The organism is Corynebacterium mustelae (assembly GCF_001020985.1).
Classification (GTDB): Bacteria; Actinomycetota; Actinomycetes; order Mycobacteriales; family Mycobacteriaceae; genus Corynebacterium; species Corynebacterium mustelae.
This window is the reverse complement of sequence record NZ_CP011542.1, coordinates 3,334,960-3,359,199: the sequence shown is the minus strand read 5'-3', so window position 1 is coordinate 3,359,199 and position 24,240 is coordinate 3,334,960. Positions and strand designations below refer to the sequence as shown.

The following is a 24,240-nucleotide window of genomic DNA, read 5'->3' as shown; positions in this document are numbered from 1 at the left end:
AATTAAGGCCCTTCGCAGCCGGGAAGCTGGTCATCTGGGCCGGAAACTTGCAATCAACTAATCGGGCCCGCTGTTACGCGCGCCACCACCAGTAGTTGTTGTTTATCGTATCCATCGCTTAGTTAATTTACTGTGTGATCCAGGTTAAGCGCAACCCCAATGCAGATTTTGCTGTCCTGGATGCACATGTTTCACGTGAAACACTGATGATAATGCCCCCAAGGGGCCGTCGACAAGCGAAAAATACGGCATTACTGCTGGATAATTGCTGCATATGCCGCTAATGCTTTGGTTTTGATACTACCCGTGGCAATTTCCGTCATCTGTTGGAGCGAAATCCAGGTATCGATCGGAATATAACCAGCTGCAGTAGCCGCCCTTAAAGTTTCGCCGTGGGCTATGCAGGAGTTAAGAATCTTCCCGAGCCACGCAGGTGGTGCTTCACCTGCACTGATAGCCGCGACGGCGCCGGAAACGCACTCACTAAGAAGTGGCCATAGGGTGGGAAGATAGTCGGTTGTGCGTAGCAATTTCAATGCGGGTAGTGGTGACCATTCGGGGGTTCTCACAAGTTCACGGGTGGTTAGGGCAATTAGTTGCGAAGAAATTTTCTTTTCAATGAGGAAATTGAGAAATAGTCGCTGCGCAGCATTGCCGGTTTTGCCCGGTCCCATGGTCGCGAGCAAAATAAATACGACCGTTTGCGGCATTGGTATCGGCGGGTAAGAAAAATCTAATGGAGTTTTGGGTTTCAAAATCCACTGACTTCCGTTCCATCGCATTGCGTAATCGCTGGTCATCCGTCCATCCTGGTATTTATCAAGGATGATTTCATGTGAATCCAGAACCATATCAAAGCAGAACGGACTGACATATAGCTGCGCACCGGATAGCTCCCAGCATCGGTGATTTAAGCGGGTGTGGTCAATTTTGACCACACATCTTTTGGGGTCAATCGGTGATGTCCGGCAATAAACGGGCGCGTTATCGATAATCACCGGTGGTTCCGGATCGTCCCAACCCGCAAGGGTCGGCTGATTAATAGCAGCAATATTCGCTGGTGAAGGAAGTTTCTCAATGACTTGCCGGGCATGCTTACTTGTCGAATTTTCACCATCAAGGTCAGCAAACCGACGTACCCCTGGCAGTTGGGCGACATCGCGCGAGGCATCGCCATTTTCGATCGCGCTCGCGACGCTAGGCGCAAATTCTAGCAAGGTTCGCGCAACCTGGGCGGTGCCAGTCGTTGGGGTTATACACCGGGCTAACGCAGCATCAAGAAGGTGCCAGGCGATTGCCACCATCCCCATATCGGCAAGTTCTTGCGCTATTCTCGTCAGCTTGGCGTGACTATTTCCCTGAGGGTTCCAGTCAAGAAATGCCGGATCTGGCATCCCCGGTAGAAGTAAACCACGTGACCATGCGTCCACAATAGCCTGTTGACCAGCGCCGTTACCTCCAACTGTTGCGGCGATGAGGTTCATTGCGATCCCTGGCATTAGTGGTGTTGCACTCCGGGCAGCCTGCTGTGCCAGCTGGTTGGCAGCGATATTTTCCGCATTGCGCCGAAACCGCAGTCGTGTCCACGCAACATCGCCCCAACGAGGTACGATTCCCGGGTCAAGGTGATCGTGGTTGCTGTAATTGAATAGGTATCCCCCTACATCGATAAAATGCGATGTGGTGGCCGCTTCTTCGGCGTGAGTAACCAGCGTGTGGTATGCGTTGCCACGCGAAACCCCACGCTCCAAGCTGGGTAGCCCGAGTGGTGTGGTAAGGAAATCAGCGATAACCTCGCCCACCGTGTGTGGCAATTCGTGCGTAAGGTTTCGCACAATTTTAATTGTGTACGATCGAAGTTTGTGTTGCGCACTAGAAATGTCAATATTGGCAGTGTTTAACCTGCATAACGCCACCACCAAATCTGGTTCCAGTATGGAAACATTGTGGGCACTATAAATATCAAGACGTGCCAATAAGTCATCGAAGCTAATGCTTAAATCGACGAAGCTAGGTTCCGACAGCATGCATGGCACCGATGATCGAACGAGTTGATAATTACGTTCAGCGATAGCAGAGCCATTGTCGTACATCGATGCGGGCGTGCTTTGAATTTCCGGGGCAAAAAATGGCCACCACCAGGCATCATCGACAGTTTTGCCTGCCCCTATTCGCGCTGCTGCATCCGGGTCCAAGCGGCACAATTCCAGGAATGCGACCATGCATTGTTCGGTTTCTACTGTGGTGACTCCGGTGTCGAAAAGTCCCGTTGCTAGTACCTCGACGATCGCTGTTACTGATGCGGGCATCCGCTCAAACCGGGGTAACTGCCATAGCGACGGCGGATTCTGCCACCGATACAGTGCTTTGCTTGTCGACGTTTCAGGTGCTCTCCCCCACTGCTCCGCCAGTGCTAATGCTCGCCGACTGACCTCTTTATCGGTGGAACCTCCTAACTCTAATACGCGATCTAACAGGGGTTTTATTGCTGTATCGTCTAAATCTGCACGCAATGTAAGCGCTTTAAGAATACGGCGCTGACCAGTAAGCGTTGGCACATATAAGGCAGGGATTGCGGCATCCGCCACACACTCCGGGGTGGCGCTAGTAATCATGCGCTCCCCCAATGCGACCACATGGTGGGGCGCTGCGACATTCAAAAATTCAATGAACCCATCCCAGTGGTTAACGATGTCGTCATCTGTAAGTGCAAGTTCCTGGAACAAGAAATCCACCATGTGGCGTTGCTGGGATCGCGAAACTGCGGTTGCAAGCGATGAAACTGCAGCAGAAACGACTTCTTTCCTGGGGATTAGCCCAAGCTCCAGTCCTGCCATCGCTACCGATCCAGCAACCGTCCACAATGGTATATTCGCAGCGAAACAGGCCCGCAAATGCCTGGTAAAAGTAGGTTCCAACTCCACCCAGTTTGGCAGATTTTGATTGTGTCCAATATTTATGGCGTCGGGGCAATCTAATGCCAGTGCCGCAGCATGCAACCATGCCATTAAATAGTGCGTATCGGTCGGAATATCGTAATCGCGCAAATAGCTGGTGATGAGGAAAATCGACATGAGATTAAAATCTGTGTCGCTGTCCAGCACGTCTTGATTTCCACCAGATGCACACGCCGCCGCTATGAACTCCAGCGCGTAATCGCGCCCTCTAGCTGCGGCAAGCTGTGCGAACAGCCAGAAATCAGTGCGGTGACCATGCTCTATCCGCAGTTCGATAATCCGCTTCGGTGCCACCCCAAGGCGCAGCGCGAAAAGAGTCAGCTTATGCGGCGATTCCCCGGAAAGGTAATCCACATGTCGGTATATCGGACGCCGCTCTATCCTGTCCCATTTACCGGAACTAAGCCCTTGACGTGCGATTTCCTGTTGCTTAGCATCACCCAACGGCAACGTTGGGATCTGTTCTATGGCCGCATCAGGCCAACCCAATTCCCGGTACAGCGCTATCGCCGCATTCAGATACTTATGGGGCATAACGGTCAGTCCTTCTGCGCAGCTAGGAAAACAGGCACCAACGCTTGCGCTTTTTTCACCGCTGCGGTTTTCTTCTTCTGCTGCGCAATCACGCCTACCGGTTCCCACGCATCGGGCGGGATATAACCTGCAGTAGTTGCGGCAATCAAAATATCATCATAGGTGTCACAGACACGGAGGACATTGCCAAGCCATTTCGGTGCCGGATCACCGGCGGCTATGCGTTTTGCGGCAGCAGCTAGGCATTCGCTCAGGACTGGCCACATGTAGTGCAGGTACTTTTCGCTGGTTAATACAGTTAAGATGCGAACCGGCGACCAATTTCTATTGCGTAAAAGACCTTTAGTGACTGTTTGGAGTGACTCGGAAGAAATCTTATCCTTGGAAAGAAAGTCGTTAAATTCTTCGAACCAGGAATCTCCCGCTTTACCCATCACTGGCCGTCCTACGAGAGCAAATACAGCAGTTGTGGTTAATAGGCGTTCATTGATAGGAGGTTTTTGATTGCTTTCCTTGCTAATGTCCCACCTGTCACCACGCCATTGAGCGTATAACGTCCATGCAGAATCGAAACCATCTGGTGTATTAAGGGCTAGTTCTTGGACGTCGAGGAAATCACCCAATTTACCCACGATATGGCAGGCTTTTCTTCCAATGAGCCCCGTGGTCTCATTGGGTGGGAATAGAACCTGTATTGTATTGGGTTGGTTTTTGGCAGACGAGACGGTCACATGGCAGGTTGCTGTATCTGCTTCGACAATTGGTTGTGGTTGTTTCCAGGCGGACAGATCGACTTCATTTTCCTTGGTAGTTAGAGATACCGGTTCCGGTAGTAGATTAATGGTGGCACGTGCCGCCTCCGTTGTTTTATTTGTGGATGTTTTCGCAGCGTAATGGCGCAAACCCGGTACGTTGGCGGTTTCGGATGGTGCCTGTCCAGAGGAAATTGCATGAGCTATAGAAGGAGCCAGTTGGTGCATGGTCTCAGCTATGTTAACCGTCTGAGAAGTAGCCACTGGTAGGCGGGATATATGGCTGAGGATATCGTCGAGTAAGTGCCAAGCGACCGCCAACATTCTGTTTTCAGCTAGTTCCACTGCCACCTCAGCAATGTTGGCGTAGCTGGTAGTTCGTTGATTCCAGTCTAAGCAAGCGGGATCAGCGACACCCGGTGGAAGGATACCACGATCCCAAGCGTCGATAAGCGCTTGCTGTGCGAGTTCCAAGCCGCCAGTAACCGTTGGTTTTGTCAATGCAATGAGGTTCATGGCGACACCTGGTTCCAAAATGGAGCCGCTTCGAGCTGCTTGGAATGCTATAGCGCCTTCGCGCTCATTTATAGCGGTTTTTCGGTACCGCAGCGAACTAGAGTCCGACTGATTTGCCGTCGCTAGCTGCGTGGTTAACCATGGTGGCGGTGTTGTAGGATCGGCGAGAAACTCGGCAAGGATTTCGCCCGCAACCAGCGGTTTGTCTGATTTGTGATCGCTTAAAACTGGTACCGTGCGACGGCGTGCTTCTACCTGTGCAGCGTCGACATCAAGCCCTGTAAACCGCAACCGAGATAGCGCGATGGCGAAGTCCGCGCCAAGCACCGCAATTCCTGCGTTAGCGTAACTATCCAAGCGCGTTAAAAGATCCTCAAAGGTAATACTGAGGTCGATAAAACTTGGTTCGGAGAGTAAGCATGGTACCGACCCCAGGTTGGTCTGGATGTGGTATTCGCGACTTTTTACTGAAACTCCTAAGGGTTCCTGCTCTTCCGGCAGTTTAAGCCACCAAGGAACTTGCGGGCCAAGGGTGGACGATAAGCTACGTGCCGCCTCTAAATCCTGGCAGGCCAGTTGGTTAAACGCCACCAAGCACTGCTCCGATTCGACCGTTGTAACCTCTGCCGAAACGGGAAATGAATGGAGCTTTTCGGTAATCGCGGTGGGGGTGGGCGAGATCCGTTCAAACCGGGGTAGCCGCCAAAGCTCTGGTGTACTATGCCAGGGATAGTGCACACTGGATTCGCTTGTCGACGGCTCCTGGTCGACTATCCCCCACGTTTCAAGGAGAGTTGATGCGAGGGCCGCAACTTTTTTGTCTGTTACCTGGGATAACTCTCTTACCCGCTCACGCAATTCAGTGCGCACTTCGATGCCCATATCGGTTCGGGTGGTCAGTGCGTTTAATACTTCTTTTTGTCCTTTGAGGGTTGAAACATACAACATGGGCAGAACCAATATGCCGAGTTTGTGGGCGGGTGCCTTCCGAATGAGTGGCATCCCAAATGCACTGATCAGTTGCGGTTCCGCGGTGGTAAGTAAGGCGCTCAGTGGTTCTAATTGCGCTAGTATTTCCGATTCGGTAATCGCGAGATCGTCGAAAAGCAACGCGATAATCTGGCGGCGCTGCTGCGGGCGCACGGCAGTATCGAGCGAAGCGATGAGCTGTGTAATTGCGGTTTCGCGTGGTAGTTTTCCTAACGCCACTGCCTTAACGACGACATGGCCAGCGGCTCCCCACAACGCCACACCACGTTTGAGGCACAGCTTGAGGTGTTCTTCGAACGTGGATTCAAGCTCGGTCCAGCGCGGTAATTGTTCAGCCAGCTTGGTGAATTTCATGCGCACTCCTCGAACCCTGAAGCGGTGTGCTACGCATAACGCCCACGCGTGTAGATAATTGGGATCGCGTGGAATTCCCAGTTCCGGGAAATGCCGATTGACTAGGAAAAACGATGAAATATTGAACTCGTTATGTGAGATTATCTCCATTCCCTCGGTTTCGTTATACCGGGCTGCCTCGGCAATAAACTTTCGGGCGTAGTCTTCGCCTTGTAACGCAACCAGCTCAGCAATGAGTCGGTAATCCGCACTATGGCCGGTACGGCGGAAGATGCTGATGATCCGCTTCGGCGCCACCCCCAACCGCAAAGCGAACAAGGTCATCATGTATTCGTTGGCGCCGTCGAGATAATCAATCCGACGATACTCCGGTTGGTACTGGTAGTCCTCCCAGTTGCCGGTACTTAAGCCACGTCTTGCTACTGCCTGCTGTTCTTTGGTGCCAATGTCCAATGTTGGTGTGTCTGTAGGCTGTGCGGTTGCCCAACCTAGCTCGTCGAACAATGCAACCGCTTTCGGTAAATCTTTATGAGGCATCTCCGGCTTTCTGGGCTGGGTTTAAAATTGTGGTGAGGGCGGCTGCTTTCTGCACCGCAGCTGTCTTTTTCTTGTGCTGCGCGATTTTTGTTAATGGTTCCCATGAATCAGCGGGGATAAAACCAGCTTGTGTTGCTGCAACCAGAATGTGGGAGTAGGTGCTGACTACATCGAGCACCTTGGTTAACCATTTCGGTGGATTTGCGCCGGATTCCACAGCCTCGGTTGCGGCTGAAATGCACTCGGTGAGTAGCGGCCATAAGTAGTGCAGTTGGTCGTCTGTTTTTAACAGGCTCAACGCGCGAGCCGGGGACCATAATTCATTGCGTACAAGTAATTTGGTGGTGGTGCGGATTGCCTCGTCGGAGATTTTCCCTTCCGTTAAAAACCTACTGAATGTCGTGAAGGTATCGGCACCTTCCTTACCGGTAACCAGTGCGCCTAACAGTGCATATAGAACTGTTGTGGTCAATTGAAGATTGTCTTTGGGGAAACCTCGGCTTCCCTTTTCGTTAATATGCCAGGCGTTCTTGCTCCACTTGGCAAAAAGGCTCCAACCAGAATCAAAACCGCCATCGGTGTAAAGGGTGAGTTCTTGGTAATTGAGGAAATTACGCAGCTCAAAAATGGAGATATAACAGGTTTTCTCCCCGATGAGGTTGGTGGTATCGGAGGGCGGAAACTGCACAGCGATCACGGTCGGTGCCACCAGAGTGCAGATCGCATCATCGGCGATAACGTTTGGCTGGGGTTCTTCCCAGGCCGAAAGATCGACATTGATTGCGATGCTGGTTGCTTCCGTTGGTTCCGGCAAAACCGCGGTCACCGAGCGGGCAGCAGTGGTTGATTTATTCTTGGTGGGTTTCGCTGCCAAGTGCCGTAACCCAGGGACGTTAGCGGCTTTAGCTGGTGCTTGCCCCTGAGAGATTGCCTGCGCGATAGACGGCGCGAGCTGCGCCATCGCTTGCGCTATGGCTGAAGTGCTGGCGCTGGATGCGGGGCGTTTGCTGGATAGGACGAGGATGTCGTCGAGAAGCTGCCACGCCACCGCCAGCATCCCGGTTTCTGCCAATTCCACAGCAATCGTGGCAATGGCGGTGTACGTGGTGTTGTGAGGATCCCAATGGAGATAGCGGGGATCGGCAACCCCTGGACGCAACAGGCCCCGGTTCCAGGCATCGCTTATCGCTTGCTGGGCTAATTCCAATCCGCCTCTGGTGGTGGGTTGCATGAGTGCAATGAGGTTCATCGCGGTGCCAGGCTCTAACGCTGTGGCACTCCGGGCCGCTTGGAGAGCTAACGCGCCTTCGACGGCATCGGTTGCGGTTTTGTGGTACTTCATTTGGGTCCATCCGACGTCACCCCAGCGTGGTACCGCCGCCGGGTTTAACCCACCACGGTAGATGTCTTCGGTCAATCGTTCCGTTATCTTCCGGAGGCTACGCGGAGTCGGAATGGTGCGTGGCTGAAAGACCTCACCGTATTCCCACCGGTTCCGGGTTACACCAGACATCATTTCCGGAACGGGGTATGGATCAGCGATAAAATTCGCCAGAATTTCGCCTGCCATCAAAACGTCATCTGTCTCATTGATGGGTCTTAAAATTGGCACCTGGTATCGGCATGCTTCGGCTTGGGCTGCTGCAACATCAATCCCATCAAGGATCAGCCGCGATAACGCCAACGTAAAATCTGCTTCGATGGCGTGAGCGCCGCTATCTGCGTATTCTGCCAGCCGGGCAAGAAGATCGTCCACAGTGATGCTCAAATCCACATAGCTGGGTTCGGACAAGATATTCGGGATCGTGCCGATTGTGTGTTGTAGCTGGGCATTACGAATGCCAACGCTGGAGTTGTATCCGTAATAGCTTTGTGTGGAAAAGATGTCAGGGGTTTCTGGAATGACAAACCACCACGGCGCGTGCGAACCCAACGTGGTAGATAGCCGCTTAGCCGCGTCAATATCGGCTGTGGCTAGCTGGTGGAAGGCGACAAGGCACTGTTCTGATTCGACGGTGGTTGTGCGCTCAGACACCGCCTTGTGCCGCATCGCATCAATAATGCTGTCGGGGGTTGGCGCAATCCGTTCAAATCGCGGCAGCGCCCATAGCTGGGGTGGGTCGTTCCAGGGATATATCACGGTTTCTTCGCTTGTCGACGACCCATCGCCCGCAGCGCCCCACCGTGAAAGAAGCTTGGTCGCATATCCCGCCACCTTTTCATCGGTGCTGCCAGCTAATTCCGCCACTCGCTCGGTCAGAATAGCCTGGGAGCCAGCTGGAATATCGCCTCGGCGCACAACCGCGCTAAGGGTGTCTTTTTGCCCCTTGAGCGTGGTCACATACAGCATGGGTAACACCAGATCACCGATGGCATCTGCGGGTGCGAGTGCGATTGCCCGTTTGCCAAAGGCGGAGATGATTATCGGGTCGGCGGTGGTCAAACAACCGGTGAGAATTTTGAAATGCTCGCGGATTTCATCGTCCGTGACGTTAAGCTCCTTGGTCAAAATCTCCACCATTCGGCGGCGCTGCCCCGGTCGGACGGCGGTGCTTAAGGAATAAAAAGCGGCGGCAACTACCTTTTCCCGTTCCACTTCGTTTCGGTGTAACGCCCGCAACGCCACGTGTCCGATCATGCCCCACATATCGAGCCCACCGGCAAAGCAAGCATGCAAATGCTCACGAAGAGTAGGCACAATTTCATCGAGTGTGGGATTGCTATCCCTAGAACTGCTGACGCCACCTTCGGGGACCTTCAGCGCGTGAGCGGCAAGAAAAGACCAGGTATAAAGATAGTTTTCGTGCGATGGGATCGGGATTTCAGGAAAGTACTGGGTAAGAATGAAGAAACTAGCGGCATTGAAATCACTATCCACATACAACCGGGAACCCTCAATGCCATTTGATCGTGCCGCTTCGTCGATAAAACCAGTGGCGTATTCTGCGTCGTGTTCTGCCACACACTGTGCAACTAATCGATGATCGCCCCGAGAATTATACCGCCGTAGTAATTGCACGACCCGCTTCGGTGCGACCCCCAACCGGAGGGCAAATAACGACAACATCAACGGGTTCGCGCCATTTTTGGTGGGAAGCTGCCCGCTACTTAATAACCGTTTGGCTAGCTTGTGTTGCTCCGCGGTGCCCAATGGCAGGGCCGCCACCTGCTTCATTTTCGCTTTCCGCCACCCTAGTTCGTCGAAAAGCGAAATAACTGGAGTCCAGTCCTTTGTAGCCATAACGGCAGTGCTCCTTTGCCGATCCCACGGATCAATTCACAATGATTCTTACACATGAGTCCGACATGAGAACCTAAAACCAGAAATTTTAACCGTCCGCAGACTTCGCTGCGCGTCGTAAAGCGGCAATATCGATGTCATGACCACCACAGATACCAGCACCAGAGCATGCGCCGGGATCGCAGTCGCCGGTAATTTCGCACGGCATTTCTTCCTTGGGTGATGGTGTCTGTTCAGGCGTACCGCCGCAACAACCACCCTCTTGGCTGTCTTCTCGCCCCATCACCCCTGCGGCACGCGTTGCCAGTGACGCCCCCAGCCCGACGAAATACACAGCCGCGATAACCCCAATGACCGTGATGATTAACAACCAGGAAATGCCACTAAACGGCGGTACGGAAGCCACAGCTAATGCCACTCCGGCAGCTACCCATAACGGGCCAGCGAACTGGTGGGCAGTATCCCAATTTTCCTTGGATTTACGGACTTCCGTAACACGCACCCCAATGTACTTATTGCCCGGTAAGCGCCGTGACCAAGCCAAGGCTCCAATAATCAGCAAAGCGACGGCGAAGATGGCAAGCAGCGTTCCAACAACAGTCATGGTGATTACTCTAGCCACCTGTATGGCAAAACGACGATTCTTGTTGCCCAACTACTTTTATGCGATATATGCAACAGTTGGAAAAATATGAATTAACTTCCTAACACGCTAGATTAGGGTTTAACAGGTTTATCGATTCCACTATCAGTAAACCACCAAGGAAAGCGCAGTGAGATGCACTGGTCGCATCCTTATCTTAGTGCTTATGTCCCCTACATAGATTTGGAATACTCATGAATCTACGCTAGCTGACATCGTCGCTGCTTTTTAAGATCATCATTGCGATCATTCTCGGCATCATCTGCAGCTTCTTCCCCGAACAGCTCGCCAGGGTGTTCGTCACCTTTAACGGCTTATTCGGCAACTTCCTGGGTTTCTTCGTACCAGTGCTCATCTTCGCCCTCATTACCCCAGCCATCGCAGGTTTGGGTCGGGGTGCTGGTAAATGGTTGGCTGTCACCACAGGTATAGCCTACGGTTCCGCTGTTTTTGCGGGACTCGTGTCCTGGGGTGCGGCGGTGCTTATTTATCCGTGGCTTCTGAATGGCCAAGAAAAAATTTCCGTTGCCGATATTTCCGAAGGCGAACTGTCGCCTTATATTTCGGTCGATATGCCCGCCCCCATGCCGGTTATGACCGCGTTGGTGCTGGCTTTCGTGGTTGGCGTGGCGATGACCACCGTTAAATCTGACACCTTGTATGGCGGTGTTGCGGATCTACGCCGGGTAGTAATGAAAGTGATCGTTAAATTCATCGTCCCGCTACTTCCGATTTACATTTTTGGTCTTTTCTTATCGCTGGGCATGAACGGCAATCTAACCAACGTGCTTTCTGCATTCGCCAAAGTTCTACTTCTTGCGATTATCGGCTCATTCGCGCTTTTGCTGCTGCAATACCTGCTCGCTGGGCTCATCACGGGCTGTAACCCACTGAAATCGCTGAAGAACATGATGCCCGCCTATTTCACGGCTCTGGGCACATCCTCATCCGCAGCAACAATCCCGGTCACCTACGAATCGGCCCGCAAGAACGGTGTTTCGCAATCCGTTGCTGTTTTCGTCATTCCACTCTGCGCCACGATTCACCTTTCCGGTTCGATGATGAAGATCACGCTGTTTGCCTCTGCCATTATGTTTATGGATGGCATGGCGCTGCCACTACCCACAGCGCTTGGTTTTATTCTCATGCTAGGTGTAACGATGGTTGCCGCCCCTGGCGTTCCAGGTGGTGCGATCATGGCTGCCGTGGGTTTGCTTTCCGCTAATCTGGGCTTCACCGACGACCAAGTGGCGCTCATGATCGCTGCTTATATTGCGATCGACTCCTTCGGCACCGCCTGCAACGTCACCGGCGACGGCGCAATTGCACTGGTTGTGGATAAGTTTGCCAAGGGCAATATCGTGCGCAATGAGCTTGACGACGCTGACGATCTTGGCCTCGCTGTGGCTATCTCCGGTGGGGAAATTGATCCCGCTTAACGTCGTAGTGTGTTGACGGCACCTGTTACCCAGTTCCACAAAATTGCACATATAAATCATGGGAAAAGCCCTGCTCTTTATCACGACATTCTATGGAAATGAAGAGCAGGGCTTTATTCCGCCTAGATTCTGGGAAGATTACACGGTACCTTTTGGCACTTTAGAAACGGATGAGACGATCAAGGGTGGGTTTAAGTAGCGGGAATGTAAGAGCAATGAGACCTGCAATTGCTGCAAGCACACCAGCAACGATGCCGATGATGGCACCTACACCCAATCCACCCTTCTTCTCAGGTGCCTGAGGCTTTTCCCCATCGCGTGGGGCTGATTCTGGATAGTTCTTCATTTCGGCACATGCCCGCAATGCTGCGGATGCTTCGGTTTTCAAGGTTTGCAAGAACTCGTTGCGTTCTGCAGCGCGCTGTTCCCGAAGGGCGTTGTAACCCTCACTGAAAGCGCTTGACTGTACATCTGCAGGGTTAACAGGGGTGTGTTTGGTGAAGCGTTGCAGGAAGTTATCAGCAGCTAGGGCTTGTTTTGCCTGTTCCGGGCTGAATGAGACTGGGGTGGTGATCCCACCTGCGATGTCGCCGGTGCCGTTTAAGACGTAGTCGAAGTTTCCTTGGATGATGTGGATGGCACTGACCATGTCGTTATCCTCGAAGCCATAGTTGGTGCGCAGGATGTTCTTGATGCCATCGTATGCCTTAACAGCAGCTTCCGACTGGGCAGGGGCGTCCTTGTAGGTTTGGACGAATGTGCGGAAATCAGAGTTTTCCAACGCGATCTTGCGGAAAACGAACTGGTCAACAGCCATGTCGTAACCAAACCAGTGCGCAGCTTTCTCATTTTCCTTATGGACGTTAATGCTGCAAACGTTGTTTGAGTAAGTGGAAGTGATAGGGTGCTGCGCCGATTGGGCAAGAGCCTGGGTTGGGCTGGCGATGACAGCGGCAGCCACACCGAGGGTAAGTAGGGTCTTCATAGAGCGCATGAGGTGTCCTTTCCGTTTCGGGAAACTTAAGTCAACGTTAAAGTCGGCGAGCCTGCCCCTCAGCCGTGCTGCTTATGTGCTACAATGCTATGGGTGCTGAGGCTCGGCGGCTTCACACTTGGTGCAACAGCGGGGCGATTTTGTTTTATTCCGTATAAGGGGCAAATAATTATGTGATGTGTACCGCATCTTCCCGGTAGCGGTTTCCCTAATTAAGCTGTGCTAACGCAAAAGTTTCGAGTGTGGCAGGAACCTCAAAGCTACAGGGTCTTAAAAATCAAACCGTAATGCGTCCGGGTCTGGCAACGACACCGAGAAATCGCCAAAAGGCGCAACTTCTAAAAACGTTGGTATGCCATTTTCAATAAACAGCATCACCATCGCCGGATCATCCTCCGTCCATGAGTCCAAAACGTAGCTACAAGTTTCCACAGGCTTTGGCCAGTCACCAGTGGGATGGAGATATACAGATGGACAGTAACCACAGCCACAGGTGCCAGTAACTCTAAGAAACGGAAGTAATTGAATCAGATAGTCGCGCTGTTTAGAGGAAACGGTGATCTCGTTTGGCATCGATGGTGGGGCATGGCGAATAATCTGTTCTAAGACCGCGTTCTCCGCAACACTCAATTCACGATTCATGCGTAAAACCCTAACAGAGACACAACTAGAAAAGTGTGGTCAACTGCGCGTCTTTCCTGGTTAGCCGTGTCATATTGAGTGAGTGCGTCTCAATCTGGTTTAATAAAGGTCCATGGTAAAAACGATTGGCTTTGACCGTGATAAGTACATCGAGATGCAGTCTCGACACATCAAAACCCGCCGCGAAGAGATCGGTGGAAAACTGTATCTAGAAATGGGCGGCAAGCTTTTCGACGACATGCACGCCTCCCGGGTTCTCCCCGGATTCACCCCGGACAACAAAATTGCCATGTTGGAGCAAATCCGGGATGAAGTAGAAATCCTCATCTGTATCAATGCCAAGGATCTCGAGCGACAAAAAATGCGCGCGGACCTTGGCATTACTTATGAGGACGATGTGTTGCGGCTCGTCGACGTGTTTCGGGCGCGGGGGTTTCTGGTGGAGCACATTGTGCTCACTCAGATGGAGGACGACAACCGACTGGCCACTGCCTTCAAACAGCGGCTAGAACGTTTGGGGCTCACAGTTGCCCGGCATCACGTAATTCCTGGTTACCCCACCAACATGGATCTGATCGTGTCTGAGGAGGGATTAGGTCTTAACGAATATGCCGAGACAACCCGTGATCTGGTGGTGGTGACCGCGCCGGGACCTGGTTCTGGAAAGCTAGCCACGTGTTTATCCCAGGTTTATCACGAGCATAAACGCGGGGTGCAGGCTGGGTATGCCAAATTTGAGACTTTTCCGGTGTGGAATTTACCGCTAGAACACCCGGTGAACTTGGCGTATGAAGCGGCGACCGTCGACCTTAACGATGCCAACGTGATCGACCATTTCCACCTCACCGCACATGGCGAACACACCGTCAATTACAACCGCGATGTTGAAGCCTTCCCACTACTGAAAACGTTGTTAGAGCGGCTCACTGGCACCACTCCGTACCAATCCCCCACCGATATGGGTGTGAACATGGCGGGACTATGCATTATCGATGATGATGTATGCCGGGAAGCAGCTAATCAAGAGATTATTCGACGTTATTTCAAGGCGCTTGTCGACGAGGCCCGGGATGGCTGCGATTCCACCCAGTCTGACCGCGCGGCGGTGGTGATGGCCAAGGCCGGAATCACTCCGGATAAGCGACGGGTGATTGCACCTGCCAGGCAACGGGAAATCGAAACTGGTGAACCTGGTTCCGCCATTGAGCTTGCCGATGGCACCATCATTACCGGACGCACATCTGAACTTTTGGGCTGTTCGGCAGCGATGCTGCTTAACGCATTAAAGCATTTGGCTGGAATTGATGACAGCGTTCATTTGCTCTCCCCCGCCTCCATCGAGCCGATCCAGACCTTAAAAACGCAGCATCTAGGAAGTAGGAACCCCAGGCTGCACACCGATGAGGTGCTGATCGCACTTTCCGTCTCCGCAGGAACCAGTGATGAAGCCAAACGTGCATTGGACCAACTAAAACAGCTACGTGGCTGCGACGTGCACACCACCACCATTCTTGGTTCCGTTGATGAAACAATTTTCCGGAATTTAGGAATTCTGGTTACTTCAGACCCTAAGTTCCAACGGAAATCGCTGTATCAGAAACGGTAAAGCGGGTAGTTGCCATTAGTTTAGCAAGTTTAGTGAAGTTTAGTTATTTCAACTAAACTTCACTAAACTTGCTAAACTTGCACTATGGATGCTTTGAATAACCCCTATACGCCTAACGCTGGCGCGCAACCTCCGGTAGTTGTTGGGCGTGATGAACAAGTAGAAAAATTCGACCTATTGCTTGGGCGTCTCGAAAAGGGCAGAACTGCTCAATCAATGATTATCACTGGCTTGCGAGGAGTCGGCAAGACTGTTTTGCTCAGCGAGTTCAGAGACCGCGCCCTCAAAAAAGACTGGGTTGTATTGGAAATTGAGGCGGTTAAACATGACGATCAAGCGTTTAAAACTACTTTCCTATATAAAATAAGAGAGTGTCTATTTGAGCTTTCGCCAAAGTCGAAATGGTCGGGAAAAGTGAAACGCCTAGCGGCGATCTTAAGTTCATTTAGTGTCACAGTAAACCCAGAAGGTTCATTATCGCTAGGGCTGGATGTAGAACCCCTTGAAGGTCGTGCGGACACCAACATTATGAGCCAAGACCTAACTGAGGTTTTGATTGCAGTAGGTGAAGCTGCGAAAGAAAAAGAACGGGGTGTGGTCTTACTTATTGACGAGATTCAATTTTTGACTAGGGCACAATTAGAAGCACTAATTACGGCGTTGCACAAGACGGTTCAACGAAAGTTGCCTGTCACGATGGTTGGTGCCGGATTGCCGCAGATTGCTGAACTGTTAGGTGACGCAAAATCTTATGCGGAGCGTTTATTTGTTTTTATAGAAATAGGTTCGCTTAAAGAGCAAGATTCTAAAAAAGCGCTTGTCGATCCAGCACGTGAAGAAGATGTGGAGATTGACGATAATGCTTTGGACAAGGCAATCAGTATTACGGAAGGGTATCCCTATTTTCTTCAAGAAATCGGTTCAGCAATATGGCTGCAAGCGGAACAGTCACCGATAACAAGTGAAGATGTGGATAATGCTTGTGATAGGTATGAAAATAAACTAGATTCTTCATTTTTTCGTGTCAGGCTTGATCGATGCACCGTGCTTCAGCGAGCCTATTTGCGGGCGATGGCCGAATTGGGGTCTGAACCGCAATCCTCTGCTGCCGTTGCGCATGTAATGGGACGGGAAGTAATCAACGTGGCATCAGTACGCAAACAGCTTATTGATATGGGACTGTTATATACACCGTCCTATGGGGTTACAGCATTTACTGTTCCCCATTTTGCGCAATTTATGAAACGAGTAGAACCCAAACTCATTGTTCCAGAAAAGCAGACTCGAAAAAAGCGTAACGATGATAAAGAATAGTTGAATTAGTGGTGAGATTAAGGTTCCCCAGCCGCCCAAGCCTGCCGCAATGCTTCTACAAACACCCCGGGTGGCTGGGCGCCGCTAACCGCGATTGTATTGTTAAACACGTAAAACGGAACGCCGGTCACTCCTAACCTGTGGGCGGTCTCTTCCGATTGTCGAACCTCATCGGAATATGCATCCGAGGCTAGTACGTTTAGGACTTCTTCTTTAGGTAATCCAACACTTGTGGCAAGTTCGACCAAAGTGTCGTGATGGGCAAGCGATTTCCCATCTGTGAAGTATGCCTTTTTCGCTGCGTCGTCGAAGACGTCGGCAAGCGAAAACTTACTGGCCAAGAAACTAAGCCGGTGTGCATCGAACGTATTGGTGGCCTTGGCTTCTTCGTAATTAAAATCCAATCCAACTGCCTTGGCTTTCGCTTGCAGTCCTTTTTGGGTGGCCAAGGATTGCTCAAGTGATAGGTTGTATTTTTGTGCTATTTTCTCCACCAACGTGCCGGTTACCTCGGTCGGCGCGTGTGGGTCCAACTCAAATGGGTGCCAGGTAATGGTCACCGCATCAGCATGTTCAAATTCACGCAATGCGATTTCCAAATTTCGCTTCCCTACCCAGCAAAATGGGCATACGTAATCAGACCAAATATCAATGTTCATGTAACCACCAACGAATAACTACAAGAAAAGATTCCGCCCAGCAGAAGCAAAGCACCGACTGAAACCTTAAAACTTATCAAAAACCCCGATTCTGGTAATTTAGGGCTCGCTTCGCACCCAAAGATTGTCAAAACCGCCATTTTTGATAATCTTTGTTAGGGTTTGGGGAGAAAGATTATCAAAAATGCCGATTCTGATGACTTAGGTTAGGCAGGAGCTGTGGCGAAAAAGTATCGTACGCTTAAACAGCAGTTTCACGCGTCCGATAAGGACACGGCCCTGGCGCTTTACCGCGCGCGGTTTCATTCCGAATCCGCACTCAACTGGGATTTTACAGTCGGAGAGCACCAGTTGTTCTGTCTAGTCACACCGACCATGACGCGCAGCATCGAGCGCATCGTGCACCACGAATTAGAGAATTTTGCCCTATGGGGTGGGCTGCCACGGGTCGCACAGCGGTCGTGGGCGGAGAACCTCATCATGGACGAAATCGTTGCCACAAACGATATTGAGGGAGTACGTTCAACCAGGCAGGAGATTGGCGAGGCGATCGCTGCGATCAAGGGCAGCACATCACCCAAGAACCGACGGTTTTTGGAAATGGCGCGGCTATATCTGGGGATTGCCGATGGCAAACTACGTCTGCCAGAAACGGCAACAGAGCTACGTGCGCTTTACGACGACCTGTTGGCCGGGGAAATAGCTGACGAAGATCAGCTCGATGGCGAGCTTTTTCGGAATGAACCGGTCCACATTTTCGATGGAAGCAACGAGAAAGTTCACAGTGGCTTAACCCCAGAATCGACAATCATCGACGCAGTGAACGTCATGTTCACCGTTATGGCGGATCAAAAGGTGCCTCAATTAATTGCGGCGATCGTTTCACATTTCATGTTCGAGTATATCCATCCGTTTTATGAAGGCAATGGCCGGGTCGGTAGGTTCATGTTCGGGCTCAGCCTTACGCACCTGCTGTCTATTCCCACTGCGTTATCGCTATCGCAGGTTATTAATAAGCAGAAAAACAAATATTACAAAGCGTTTATGGAAGTTGAAGAGTCGCTTAACTACGGCGAGGTTACGCCATTTGTTCTTGACCTGCTTGAACTCATCGAGGCTGCCCAGCGCAAAGTGACCCAACAACTACGCGATTATAAAGAACGCATGGATCAGCTGGAAGACAAGCTGCGGGAGCTTGAGCAAGATAATTCCAGCAAAATGCGTAAGCACACTATCGATATATTGTTTATTCTTGGGCAAGAATCGATATTCGGTTCGGCAGGAGGCGTGATCCTTAAAGACCTTGCGGAGATGATTAAAAAAAGCGAGCAACAAACCCGCCGTTACCTACAAGAGTTGGAACAAGAAGGTGTGGTGGAAGCGACTGCGACGAAGCCGAAGCGGTTTAAATTGTCGGATCATGGGCGGAAATATCTAGGACTGGTGTAACCACTTCGGCGATGGGGCGTCGACAAGCGAAGTTGTGAAACGTGCCGCACCCCATATCGGCAACGGTGAGTAAAGGCTACCCTAAAAGTATGAAGTTTTCGCGTGCCTTCCTCCTGTCAATTGCCGCTGCAACAGCTGTACTGAGCGCGTCGTTTGGTACGGCGGCGGTGGCGATACCTACCATTCCCGATAATCACCCAGCACTACCGAAATCCTCGGTTCAAGCACATCCCAAGGTCACTGTGACCGATGCGGCCGGTAACCCGGTCACCGGCCCAGTTCACCGCGGCGACACGCTCTTGGTGCATGGCACCGGGTTCGACCCAGGGGCAAACCGCGGCGGTTTCGCTATACCAGTACCACCTGGGGTGCCAAATGGCGTGTTTGTCATGTACACCGGCTTGCCGGATCACTGGAAACCGAGTGAAGGCGCCCCGGAAGCTAACCGAAAACACCCACACGATCGCATGGCCTGGGTGATGCCAGCGGGCACCCTCGAAGCGATCCCCACCGCGCCGGTAGATTTCCGGCGCTCGATTGCCCGAGTTGCACAGCCGATGAACGCCGACGGAAGTTTCACCGCTCGCGTCGTGGTTGATCCGCCAGAACACACGCCGGGAAATAACTGGGGAATCTACGTGTATGCCGCGGCTGGTTCTATCAACCAGGCTGAGGAAATTTATATCCCTATCCCCTATAGCGCGGAACCAGGTCCTAATACCCCCAAACCGGCAAGCCCCGACTTGGATTTCGACGCCACTAGGCTTAGCGCCATCACCGGCGCTATGAAAGGCGGCATCAACCCGACCCGTGGTGCGGCGAAAACCGGCAATCGCGTGACCTTCAGCAAGGCCGATGATGCGGGCGACGGTATTATGCGTTATCGGGGCACTGTGACCGCAACGGCGAAATACAATGCCGTGGAAGTGGCGATAGCTAACCCGTGGCTGGAACCACGTGGCGATGGAAAATGGGCGGTGACGGCGGAAGTATCCACCGCGCATAACGTCGGCATCGACAGCATGGCGCGCCGGGAGATCGGGCAGGTCGCCGGGGTGACGGGTGAGCAACAGATTACCGCTGGTGGGGTGACTATCGGGACGGTGGTGTTCCGCTAATGCACTATTGGCATGGCAGCATGCTTTAGCATTGAGACTGGTTGAATTGGGAACTCGGCTGAAGGTATGTGGTGCCATGTCATTATGGAAGTTATTTTCTCGTCGGAAGTTGGCGGAGGCTGAAGGGGTGGTGCTTGAATGCCTAGCACCGCGTCCCATAACCGAATTAATGCCAGTGCTAGACGCCAATGGCTTCGGCTACATTCCGGTTGCCAGTTCCGAGACCGGAAATCCCATTGCGCTACGGGTGCCCGCCACGGTCGCTGAGGCGAGTAATGGGGAGTTCTCCCGCTTTGCGATTGACTTGATTGGCAATTTCCACCGGGATGGTTGGTGGCCAATTAGTGTGAGAGATTTCGCACCTGCCACAGTTACGCCCCCGGTTAGCGATTATCAATCGATTGAGGTGGGTGAGCTTTTCACGGCACGGTTTGCCGATGGTGCGTTCAAGGTTGCCGGGTTGGCGGAATACACGTTAGACACGGAGCTGGACTACCGCAATTTCTTCGCTACCAACCATGAATTCACAACGAATTTTTCCGAACGCGGGGAGTTTTACACAGGTGAAGATTTCCTGGTAGTTCAGGTGGCCCGTCCCGCCGAGGTTCCCATGACCTTACAGTGGCGACCAACAAACGTTCCGGCGCTTACACCAGCAGAATTTACTGCGGTGTTGGCCAGTTGGGAACAACGTTTTGGGGCCGCAGTCACCCATCTGTCGCCAGAAGGGCTGGAGTTACAGAATCCGCCGATCGACAGCGATGTAGACGACGTTTACATGGCGATGGAACAATTCGTTTTTGGCTCCACCGCTGACGGAAACACCACAGGGTTCGACTTCTACTTTGAGCAAGTGCAGTACGAAGGTGTGTGGGAGTTTTTCTGGTAAACCGCGAACGCTGTTTTCGCTTGTCGACGCCACCTGCATCACCTCACCCCTGCGTCTCATGGGGCGAGGTTCGGCGTGGTGTTTAGTTGCGCACAATTAGTCCTCGCATAGGCGTCGTGATTGTTCGTCTCTCACGAATGGCATCCACCGTTGAGAGGCTTGCGCTCTCGCCCACTGCCCACCCTTAACGCAACCACTGTCGTGAAATTCATGACCGTGAACACTCGTGGCATGTGGCTTATCATGCAGGAAGTTTGACCATGTTCGACCACCTGAAGCGCCATAATCCCACTCGCCACCTTCAGGTGGGGTAATGGTGTGTGAACCTATGTTCTTTCGTTCCGCCGATGCGTAGCCACCACCGCCGATAATGACGACCATCGCGACTACAACCGCTGCGATTTTCTTGGCTTTCATGCTGTTTTCAACTCCTTCGTTCTACTGCATTGTTCAATAACCCACGGGTCATGGCTCACCACCACTACCGCTGCGCCCTCGTGCGCCAGGTTACGTAAATGCCCTAAAATTATGGCTGCATTCCTACGATCCAACGACGCTGTTGGTTCATCCGCCAATACAATGCTGGGTTTTCGCACCAATAACCGGGCCATCGCCACGCGCTGCTGCTCACCACCACTGAACTGGAAAACTTGCTCGGAACCGCGGCCTCCCAAACCAACAGCTTCCAACGCATCCTCAACACTTAACGCATTTTTGTTTTTAGTAGTCCGCGCGATCTTCACATTTTGCTCGACTGTGTCGTTATCAATCAGCGCGTAGTCTTGAAACAGATACCCAATGTTCTCCCGTCGCATGCGCATGCGCGCGCGTTCCGACGCGCCCGTAACATTGGTACCATTCAACGAAATTGTGCCAGCCTCCACTGTGTCCAATAATCCCAAGCAATTCAATAGGGTACTTTTCCCGCTCCCCGACGCGCCGGTGATGCACACCATTTCACCAGAATTCACCTCAAGATCAAGATCTTTCCACAAGGTGCGTGCATGAGACTTTGGCCCCACCTGCTTGGTCACACCCACTGCTTTGATTCTTTCCACCATGTTCTACTTTCTTGTGTGGATTAGTTGGTTGATACTGTAGCGACGCAACCACAGCGCGGTGACCGGCAACGAAAGAACAATTGATAAGACAACAGCAAACCACCAAGCAGCAGTTGGGACACTGAATAACGCCATGAGCGAAGGTTCGGCCGCACCAGCCATTGGGCCATTGGTCCATCCACGTACAAGAGCACCCCTATTCCACAAGAATGCGAGATAAACAATCAGCGTCATGATTTCCGCACCGGCAATCCCCCACATGATCCCCCGTGGCCACACCCCATGTATATAGGAAGCACGCAAACGCTGATGCAACACCCGCAAACAGCTGTACAACAATGCTAGCGCGGCAATAAAACTCAATAACACTCCCGCAACAAATCCACCCAGATACACCCACGTGTTCCGGCTCATTTGTTGATGATTCGACGCCCACTTGCTGGCAACATTATCAGCCGAGCGAATAAAACTCCCCACCTGCTCATCCGATTGAAGGCGTTGATAATCAGCATAATCAGTAAGCATCACATCAGATTGCGTCAACGCCGCTGTCAAATTACGATCATTAACAGGAATGTTGTCGTCGGGGAAAACCGCAACAATCGGGTCAGGAGTTTCAGCAGGATTAATCCATTCATCAAAGCTAGTCTCCCAGGTGAAAGCCTGAGAACTTCCTGCCGGATAAATCACCGTCTCCCATTCCCCGTCAACCTGTATGCTCTCATTAGACAATTGCTGCAACATTGCAATATTCGTTTCTTTTGGCAGATTATCCGGCTGCAGCCATAGCAGTTGGCCATCATGTGGGGCGTTTATAAATGCGTCTCGCAACGGACCCGATAGTGATTGACGTGCTGCTGTTTCGTTATACACCATCACATCACGATCCAAGCCACTTGTCGGCATGGAACCTCGATAGTTATATTGCGCGTATAACAGGCGGTGTTCGGTAGAAATCTCCCGCAGCTTTGTCGCCATGTCTCGACCAGACGCTAAAAGATCATCCGCACTTCGCGCACCACTTAATTCCAGCGCGTATGCTTCGCCTGCGTTTGCCCACCGTTGCACTTCGCTGTGTTGTCTCAACCATTCAGTACTGTGATTTACTGCTGCAATCAGCATCACCAACGCCATAACGCCAGCACCGACACGAATGGCATACACCCCAGCGAGCACCGTTTTCCCCGGTAGTTTCCCTGCTAGTAACGACACAATCGATAATTGACGCAACCCAACTAACGATAAAACAATGGAACCAACGCACACCGCCAATGACCCACCAATAAGCAATGCGTTAAATATCGCCAACTGAATTGCTGAATATACATTGGTCGACAACCCCAAGACAACGGTCCCCACAACCACCAGCGCCACCATAATAGGTGCTGCCCAACCAGCGGCACGTTTTAACTCGTGTATTGCGCTTTTCCAGATGCCATACCCATGCAGCCTGCGCACAGCATCTGCGTGAGAATTCAACATCACACCAATCACACACAACGCCACACAAAACCCCACCAATAGCTTGGTTAAATCACCTAACGCAGCGGCTCCTGTAAACAACGTCCACGGTTGGAAAACCATGAACTCATGTTGGGCTCCATGTTCGGTAAGATACGCAGAAACCTCGCCATAGAAATCCCGACCACCAGTAAGTTCTAGAATTTGCCGGTAATCACCATGAGGTAGCTGTGATAACTCCGCGACCGTAATCGACGGAGAGCCAAAGATACCGGTGTAGCCGTGTGCAATCCAATCATCCGTCCGTGTTCCCGCAGCATAAACGGTCTTGCCTTCAGGGTGCGGAATATTAACATAGATCGTTCCACCCGAAGAACGCGCGAGATCATTCAAATCAGTCACAATGACCGCTGGATCACTGCCATCTTTAGCAAAAGTTTGCACCCGAATAGCAGCATTAGTGCCAGGCATCATGACCTGCTCAAGTGTAGCGCTAGACCAGTAGCTGAGAACCGCGCCCACCAGCACAGCCATAACCAAAGCACAGCGGATAAGCGCGGTCCCAGAATTGGATCCCGAACGACGAGTCTTATCGGAGGTCGTATCCATAGCGGATACCCTAAAAGTCTGCATGACGGGCATGGACCAATCTAGCAGAACCTATAATAAGAGCCATCTATACTCCATGGAAGCCACTTAGATCTCGTTTGCGCATGTGCCCATTGGTTAGGCGAAACACAACCAGAGTCGACCGAGGTATGACCCGAAACCGATGCACCGTGATTCCAGTCTGGATGCCAGTAGTTTGACCACACTCGTCCACCGGAGTTTCCGTGATCCCACCAGCCGCCATCGCGAGGCTCCGCTGAAGCTACACCTATTTCGGTGAGCAAGGGGGTTGTTAAGCTAGTGCCTGCTGGCTTTTTCGTTTTAATACGCATAATATTCAAACTTCTTTACCTTATGCATATCTGACAAGGGGCTCGCACTCAACCCTGCCTAAGATGGTAAGACCAATTAACCTGTCTGACCTTTAGCATTTCAAGCTAAGTGCTTGTAGCGCATACTATACCTAGGAGCTTAA

At 51.9% G+C, this 24,240-nt stretch carries 17 protein-coding genes; 6 read left to right on the top strand and 11 right to left on the bottom strand.

The features are described from left to right. Positions 1-251: 251 nt before the first annotated feature. The 4 genes from CMUST_RS15050 to CMUST_RS15035 all read right to left on the bottom strand — a co-directional run bounded on the left by CMUST_RS15050 (position 252) and on the right by CMUST_RS15035 (position 10,485). The gene (locus CMUST_RS15050; protein WP_047263195.1) at positions 252-3,491 is read right to left on the bottom strand and encodes a hypothetical protein; all 3,240 of its coding nucleotides are present in this window, start codon (positions 3,489-3,491) and stop codon (positions 252-254) included. Positions 3,492-3,496: 5 nt separating this feature from the next. Further along, on the bottom strand, positions 3,497-6,640 hold the full coding sequence (locus CMUST_RS15045) for a hypothetical protein (protein WP_047263194.1): 3,144 nt from the start codon (positions 6,638-6,640) through the stop codon (positions 3,497-3,499). Continuing rightward, on the bottom strand, positions 6,630-9,881 hold the full coding sequence (locus CMUST_RS15040) for a hypothetical protein (RefSeq protein ID WP_047263193.1): 3,252 nt from the start codon (positions 9,879-9,881) through the stop codon (positions 6,630-6,632). Before CMUST_RS15040 ends, CMUST_RS15045 begins: the two co-directional genes overlap by 11 nt. 88 nt (positions 9,882-9,969) lie before the next feature. Further along, the gene (locus CMUST_RS15035; protein WP_047263192.1) at positions 9,970-10,485 is read right to left on the bottom strand and encodes an SdpI family protein; all 516 of its coding nucleotides are present in this window, start codon (positions 10,483-10,485) and stop codon (positions 9,970-9,972) included. A 248-nt stretch (positions 10,486-10,733) separates the two neighbouring features. On the opposite strand from CMUST_RS15035, the gene CMUST_RS15030 reads away from it, so the two are divergent. Continuing rightward, positions 10,734-11,963, top strand: a complete 1,230-nt coding sequence (locus CMUST_RS15030) for a dicarboxylate/amino acid:cation symporter (protein ID WP_236690214.1) — start codon at positions 10,734-10,736, stop codon at positions 11,961-11,963. A 160-nt stretch (positions 11,964-12,123) separates the two neighbouring features. On the opposite strand, the gene CMUST_RS15025 is transcribed toward CMUST_RS15030, so the two are convergent. Beyond that, complete coding sequence (locus CMUST_RS15025) at positions 12,124-12,957, bottom strand: hypothetical protein (protein WP_047263190.1); 834 nt, start codon at positions 12,955-12,957, stop codon at positions 12,124-12,126. 270 nt (positions 12,958-13,227) lie between these two features. Further along, complete coding sequence (locus CMUST_RS15020) at positions 13,228-13,599, bottom strand: hypothetical protein (RefSeq protein ID WP_047263189.1); 372 nt, start codon at positions 13,597-13,599, stop codon at positions 13,228-13,230. Positions 13,600-13,711: 112 nt separating this feature from the next. Here CMUST_RS15020 and CMUST_RS15015 point away from each other — a divergent pair, with 112 nt between their 5' ends. Both CMUST_RS15015 and CMUST_RS15010 read left to right on the top strand, forming a co-directional pair. Next, positions 13,712-15,205, top strand: a complete 1,494-nt coding sequence (locus CMUST_RS15015; RefSeq protein WP_047263188.1) for a DUF1846 domain-containing protein — start codon at positions 13,712-13,714, stop codon at positions 15,203-15,205. A gap of 84 nt (positions 15,206-15,289) precedes the next feature. Further along, the gene (locus CMUST_RS15010) at positions 15,290-16,519 is read left to right on the top strand and encodes an ATP-binding protein (protein ID WP_047263187.1); all 1,230 of its coding nucleotides are present in this window, start codon (positions 15,290-15,292) and stop codon (positions 16,517-16,519) included. A gap of 17 nt (positions 16,520-16,536) precedes the next feature. Here CMUST_RS15010 and CMUST_RS15005 read toward each other — a convergent pair whose 3' ends face one another. Continuing rightward, positions 16,537-17,178, bottom strand: coding sequence for a DsbA family oxidoreductase (locus tag CMUST_RS15005; protein WP_047263186.1), 642 nt, complete (start codon positions 17,176-17,178; stop codon positions 16,537-16,539). 219 nt (positions 17,179-17,397) lie between these two features. Here CMUST_RS15005 and CMUST_RS15000 point away from each other — a divergent pair, with 219 nt between their 5' ends. The 3 genes from CMUST_RS15000 to CMUST_RS14990 all read left to right on the top strand — a co-directional run bounded on the left by CMUST_RS15000 (position 17,398) and on the right by CMUST_RS14990 (position 20,634). After that, positions 17,398-18,627, top strand: coding sequence for a Fic family protein (locus CMUST_RS15000; RefSeq protein ID WP_047263185.1), 1,230 nt, complete (start codon positions 17,398-17,400; stop codon positions 18,625-18,627). A gap of 89 nt (positions 18,628-18,716) precedes the next feature. Continuing rightward, a complete protein-coding gene (locus tag CMUST_RS14995) occupies positions 18,717-19,745 on the top strand; it encodes a hypothetical protein (protein ID WP_047263184.1) in 1,029 nt (342 codons plus the stop codon). Between the two features lie 76 nt (positions 19,746-19,821). Then, positions 19,822-20,634, top strand: coding sequence for a DUF4253 domain-containing protein (locus CMUST_RS14990; RefSeq protein WP_047263183.1), 813 nt, complete (start codon positions 19,822-19,824; stop codon positions 20,632-20,634). A 96-nt stretch (positions 20,635-20,730) separates the two neighbouring features. On the opposite strand, the gene CMUST_RS14985 is transcribed toward CMUST_RS14990, so the two are convergent. The 4 genes from CMUST_RS14985 to CMUST_RS17255 are packed head-to-tail and all read right to left on the bottom strand — an operon-like array spanning position 20,731 to position 24,097. Beyond that, a complete protein-coding gene (locus tag CMUST_RS14985; protein WP_052844821.1) occupies positions 20,731-21,051 on the bottom strand; it encodes a lactococcin 972 family bacteriocin in 321 nt (106 codons plus the stop codon). After that, positions 21,048-21,695, bottom strand: coding sequence for an ABC transporter ATP-binding protein (locus CMUST_RS14980; protein WP_047263182.1), 648 nt, complete (start codon positions 21,693-21,695; stop codon positions 21,048-21,050). Before CMUST_RS14980 ends, CMUST_RS14985 begins: the two co-directional genes overlap by 4 nt. Positions 21,696-21,698: 3 nt before the next feature. Then, the gene (locus CMUST_RS14975; protein ID WP_047263181.1) at positions 21,699-23,765 is read right to left on the bottom strand and encodes a hypothetical protein; all 2,067 of its coding nucleotides are present in this window, start codon (positions 23,763-23,765) and stop codon (positions 21,699-21,701) included. Positions 23,766-23,806: 41 nt separating this feature from the next. Then, entirely contained in the window at positions 23,807-24,097 is a 291-nt protein-coding gene (locus CMUST_RS17255) for a lactococcin 972 family bacteriocin (protein ID WP_083987644.1), read from the bottom strand. Positions 24,098-24,240 lie beyond the last annotated feature (143 nt).